At 39.8% G+C, this 4,842-nt stretch carries 6 protein-coding genes and 1 pseudogene; 2 read left to right on the top strand and 5 right to left on the bottom strand.

The features are described from left to right. Together AAKU52_RS17090 and AAKU52_RS17085 are read right to left on the bottom strand one after the other, a co-directional pair. A partial coding sequence (locus AAKU52_RS17090; RefSeq protein WP_354335796.1) for an IS3 family transposase occupies window positions 1–185 on the bottom strand: 185 nt, incomplete at its 3' end. Window positions 186–217: 32 nt separating this feature from the next. Beyond that, window positions 218–508 carry a transposase gene (locus AAKU52_RS17085; RefSeq protein WP_354335793.1) on the bottom strand — a complete coding sequence of 97 codons (291 nt, stop codon included), beginning with the start codon at window positions 506–508 and terminating at the stop codon, window positions 218–220. A 293-nt stretch (window positions 509–801) separates the two neighbouring features. Between AAKU52_RS17085 and AAKU52_RS17080 the strand changes: the two genes are divergently transcribed. Together AAKU52_RS17080 and AAKU52_RS17075 are read left to right on the top strand one after the other, a co-directional pair. Next, entirely contained in the window at window positions 802–1,287 is a 486-nt protein-coding gene (locus AAKU52_RS17080) for a group II intron maturase-specific domain-containing protein (protein WP_354335791.1), read from the top strand. Between the two features lie 173 nt (window positions 1,288–1,460). Next, window positions 1,461–1,718: an IS3 family transposase gene (locus AAKU52_RS17075; protein WP_354335789.1), complete on the top strand. Its 258-nt coding sequence runs from the start codon at window positions 1,461–1,463 to the stop codon at window positions 1,716–1,718. A 264-nt stretch (window positions 1,719–1,982) separates the two neighbouring features. On the opposite strand, the gene AAKU52_RS17070 is transcribed toward AAKU52_RS17075, so the two are convergent. The 3 genes and pseudogenes from AAKU52_RS17070 to AAKU52_RS17060 form a co-directional block, all read right to left on the bottom strand. Beyond that, window positions 1,983–3,521 carry a cbb3-type cytochrome c oxidase subunit I gene (locus tag AAKU52_RS17070; protein WP_502931037.1) on the bottom strand — a complete coding sequence of 513 codons (1,539 nt, stop codon included), beginning with the start codon at window positions 3,519–3,521 and terminating at the stop codon, window positions 1,983–1,985. Between the two features lie 69 nt (window positions 3,522–3,590). Next, window positions 3,591–4,229 (bottom strand): annotated as a pseudogene (locus tag AAKU52_RS17575) (nitric-oxide reductase large subunit); the annotation flags it as partial. Between the two features lie 77 nt (window positions 4,230–4,306). Then, the gene (locus AAKU52_RS17060) at window positions 4,307–4,510 is read right to left on the bottom strand and encodes a hypothetical protein (protein ID WP_354335782.1); all 204 of its coding nucleotides are present in this window, start codon (window positions 4,508–4,510) and stop codon (window positions 4,307–4,309) included. Between the last annotated feature and the right edge of the window lie 332 nt (window positions 4,511–4,842).

Raw genomic sequence — 4,842 nt, 5'->3', positions numbered from 1 at the left:
GAAACCTGGATCCCCTTCTTTATCAGCTCAACAGTAATCCGTGGGCTACCGTAACGATCTTTGCTATCTTGGTGAGCTTTCCGGATTTCTGCCAGTACAGCATTCTGCTCGGCCAACCGTTTTCCCTGCGGATGCTTTAGCCAGTAATAAAAACCACTGTTGCTTACCAGAAATACCCTGCACATCTTTTTAACCGGAAATACTCTTCGGTGCTCTTTTATAAATCCGAATATCTCCCATCTCCCTTGGAAAAGATGCCGACCGCCTTTTTTAATATATCGCGTTCCATTTGGGCATCCTTAAGTTCCTTTTGAAGCTTTTTGATCAATCTCTGGTCTTCCGTTATGGCAACAGGGATCTGTTTAGACTCTGAGTCCCGTTGCCTCCATTTGCTCAAAAGGCTATCGTTTATCCCAAGTTCGTCCGCAACCTCTTTTACCGATCCCCGAGTGTGAGATAGATCAACAGCCATCTTTCTAAAGGAATCATCATACGTTCGTTTGCTCATATTGTCAAATTTAAAAGTTTCTAGTTAAATCTGACAACTAAATCCCTCTAGTCAAATGTAGCAACTTCACTATGCGGATGACCTTATTATAACGGCAAAGACAAGGGAGATACTAGAAGAAAAGATAAAGCTATTATTGGAAGAATTCCTAAACGATAGAGGGCTGCAGCTTTCAGAGGAAAAAAAAAATTACTCATATTAATGAGGGGTTTGATTTTCTCGGTCAAAACATTCGCAAATATCCATCAGGCAAGGGCAGGGAAAAACTCCTGATCAAACCATCGAAAGATAATGTGAAAACATTCCTGAAGAAAGTGAGGACGAAGATTAGTAAAAGTGGATCAATGGACCAATTGTCACTCATCGGAATCCTCAACCCAATTATCAAAGGATGGGCAAACTACCACCGGTCAATTGTAGCTAAATCCAGGTTCGATAAAGTTGACCATGAAATCTGGTTAAAACTTTGGAGTTGGGCAAAAAGAAGGCATCCTAAAAAAGGAAGTAGATGGCCTCTTAGGAAATACTTTACTACAAAGAAACTTAGGAGTTATCGTTTTAGTGTTAATGATAAGAGTAAAAAGGCCATTGTGGAGCGATCCTTAATTAAAAGCTCAGATATATCTATCATTCGCCACATTAAGATCAGAGGTGAGGCAAACGTATTTTCTAAACAGTATGATGAATACTTTGAAGTAAGACGCTCTGCAAAACTAATGAACAGTAAAACAGGTATAAAAACAGTTCTCTCGCTTCTAAAGAAGCGCTTGTTATGGTGAACTGATTAAGATGAGGCATAAATGGATAGTTCATCTATTGACCAGCAGGTTAAAAGGTGGGGATTATCATATTAAAAATCTCTGTATTATTCATTACAGATGCCATAGAACGGGGTTCGAAACAAGTTTTGTGTATAAACTGCCGGTTATTTTGAACAAAAATGACTAGATAATTGCCCGAGCCGGATGTGCTGAAAGGTGCAAGTCCGGTTCTTAAGGGGGAAAGGGGCAGAAATGCCCCCTACCTACCTGACACAATGAAAACAGAAATGGTATACCAGGAAATATTCAAAACTAGAAAACAGGCAAGCTTAGCAATTTTCGGACATATACAGGTATGGTACAACAGGAAAAGGAGCCATTCAACACTTGGTTTTTTAACACCTCTGGAATTTGAAAAGGCTTTGATAAATAAGAAAAAGGCAGCATAATAATTAATTCAATGAAATCTAAAATAATACTTCTCAAAAAAATAATCTGACAACAAAAAAACTCTAGTAGACTATTGCAATTCCACTTAAAAGTTTATCATTGAGGTGAACAAAAAACGGCTAGTACCCCCGAGTCGTAATAATTAACTTTATCATCTTAAAGGTGTTTCACTTGGGAATCACTTTTTCAAATTGTACTCATCATAATGTCTATTTGTTATTATATTATAATGATATTAATTGGCATTAAGCATCTTGCGCCATTCAATTATGTTCAGAATTACGCCTTTTGCTATCCAAGGAGAAAACGAACCATACAAAGGCAAACAATCCAACAGCAAAGATGGTGTCTCCAATTACACGTAACCATTTAATAATACTCATTCCAGGTTGTTGTGCAAATTCTGCTGATCTTGCATACCACATTCCTTTGTTTACGCTGGCTATGGCTTGCAAGATTCCCATCGGTAATAAACTGAGTACTAACATTAGCATTAATCCAATATTTATTGCCCAAAAGGAAAACCCTATTAGTTTATCATTCCAGATTTGCTCCCTGTACAAACTCCTCAGTGTAAACAGCATCAATCCCATCCCGAGCATTCCATAAACACCGAAAAGGGCGCCGTGGGCGTGCGCTGCGGTGGTATTGAGACCTTGGATGTAATATAAGGCAATGGGTGGATTGATAACGAATCCCAGTATACCTGCGCCAAAGAAGTTCCAGAAGGCCACTGCCACCAGACAATAAATGGGCCATTTATAATCCTTCAGCCACTTCGTGGCCTTGCTTAATCGATAATTTTCATATGCTTCATATCCAATCAAAACTAAGGGAACTACTTCCAGCGCGCTAAATGTGGCGCCGATAGCTATTATGGCAGTTGGCGTTCCGGTAAAATACAGGTGATGGAAGGTTCCTAAAATACCTCCGGAAAGGAAGATTACCGTTGACAGCAGCACGCTTAAGGTTGCGGTTTTAGTACGTAAGAGCCCTAACCGCACAAAGAGAAATGCGGAAACCACAGTAGCAAAAACTTCAAAGAAACCTTCTACCCAAAGATGCACCACCCACCATCTCCAATATTCCGCAATGGCAAGGTTAGTTTGCCTACCCCACATTAATCCGGCACCATAAAATAACGCAATAGCTCCGGAAGCAACCAACAACATAATCAATAAGCTTTTTTCTGAAGTTTTTTTTCTTATAACCGGTATTAGCGGGCGTATCATCAACGACAACCACAAAAACAGGCCTACCAATAAGAAAGTCTGCCAAAACCTTCCCAGATCTACGTATTCATAGCCTTGATGGCCAAACCAAAAGTTAGTTTCCAGTCCCAGTTTTTGCATTATTCCCATCCATTGTCCTGCCATAGAACCAAAGACAATAATGAGGATACAGATAAATAGGATGTTTACGCCCAGTTTTTGAAACTTGGGATCCTTACCTGCAATTGAAGGCACGATATAGAGCCCAGTTGCGAGCCATGCTGTTGCAATCCATAGAATTCCCAACTGTACATGCCAGGTTCTTGAAACCGAGTACGGCAGAACAGAGGCAAGGTCAAACCCATAAAAAGCATCTCCCTCAACACCATAATGGGCAGTAATCACACCCGCGGTAACTTGGATTAAAATCAGAATATTTACGATCCACAAATATTTTTTGATGGCCAACATGGAAGGCGTAACGGTTTGGCGCATCAAGGGGTCTTCTACAGGCATTTCGGGTTCTTCTTCCTCTTTCAATCTGGCGTGATAAAAGATCATTAATCCTATTCCAACCAGAAGTAATGTAATACTTACCCCGGTCCATATCAGAAGATCTCCGGTGGGTTTGTTGCCGACCAGATCTTCTGCCGGCCAATTATTGGTGTAAGTTACATCACTACCAGGTCGTTCTGTAACACAGGCCCATGTGGCCCAGAAAAAAAATCCGCTCATCTGGCGCATTCTGTTCTTATCTTTTATTGAATATTTTGGAATAGCATAATGAGTCCTTAACTCATCAAGTTCAGGATTTTCCATGAACAAACCAGTATAATAATTATTCAGGTACTCTATCGCTTCGGCCCTCACTGCTGAAATGATGAGGGTACCATCGGCTGGATTATAGGTGTTTTTACGAAGTTCCAGCTGCAGCCTTCGTTCAAGGCCAGCCTGATTTTCGCTGCTCAAAGATTCGTAAGATTGCCTATATTCCCTTTTAGCCCATTGGTTTAGAATAAAGAGTTACTCTCTGTGGAGCCAATCTGCTGTCCAATCTGGCGCAAGATATGCCCCATGGCCCCAAACAGAACCCACTTCCTGACCTCCTATACTTTGCCATACGTTTTGTCCATCTTTGATATCCTGCCCTTCAAAAATAACCTTGCCATCGGTGGTAATCACCCTTCCAGGTAATGGTGGAGCTTTTTGGTAGATTTCATAACCGTAATAACCTAAAACAGCGAAGGAAATGGTGGTTACTAGAATGAATGCGATCCAAAGTTTTTTTTCTTTACCCATGAGAATGATTAGTTGAAAAAGATGCAAAATACTGAAGCGTAGCCCCCTAAGTAGATGCTAGAAATAAACCTACGTAATTATACCCGTATATGCGAATCAACAATTTGAATTACGATCATTCTACCGTTTTCTGATAATCCATGGACTACCGGGTCGAATGATGGATTGCCAGTCTTACCATACAATTCCTTTGTGTCTGGGTACAGATTTCCTCTTGGAATCCGGCTCGATAATTGGAAGCTAGTAAAGAGTTTTTCGGTATAATCCTTTCTGTCTTGCATACCTTTAATTTACGAATTTCGGCAAATTTATAAAAGCAACAACCAATGTTTATAGGAGTTCTGCAACTACTAACACCGTTTATCGATAATTTAATTAGCTGAAAATTAAAGCGGTCACATCTGATAAAAACTTTATCGAGGAGCTCATAATGAAAAACTACATTTTCTATTCATTATTAGTAACCACTCAGGTTCCCTCTAACTTACTTTACTGACCTGAAAAATCGTTTAAGGTGCTATTTTCTTTGGATTTTATTTTCAGAAAAAAGCGGGGTTTTATCCACATTCTACTGTAGAACTTTAGGTGATATTTCTAGGTTTAACAGTATAAA

The sequence above is a fragment of the Pedobacter sp. CG_S7 genome, from assembly GCF_040544395.1.
Classification (GTDB): domain Bacteria; phylum Bacteroidota; class Bacteroidia; order Sphingobacteriales; family Sphingobacteriaceae; genus Pedobacter.
Note: the sequence above shows the minus strand (reverse complement) of the source record. Positions and strands in the feature narration are given on the sequence as shown.

Bases quoted from the DNA above. Each gene is read 5' to 3' on its own strand.
- AAKU52_RS17085 (WP_354335793.1), bottom strand. From the start codon at position 508: ATGAGCAAACGAACGTATGATGATTCCTTTAGAAAGATGGCTGTTGAT.
- AAKU52_RS17060 (WP_354335782.1), bottom strand. From the start codon at position 4,510: ATGCAAGACAGAAAGGATTATACCGAAAAACTCTTTACTAGCTTCCAA.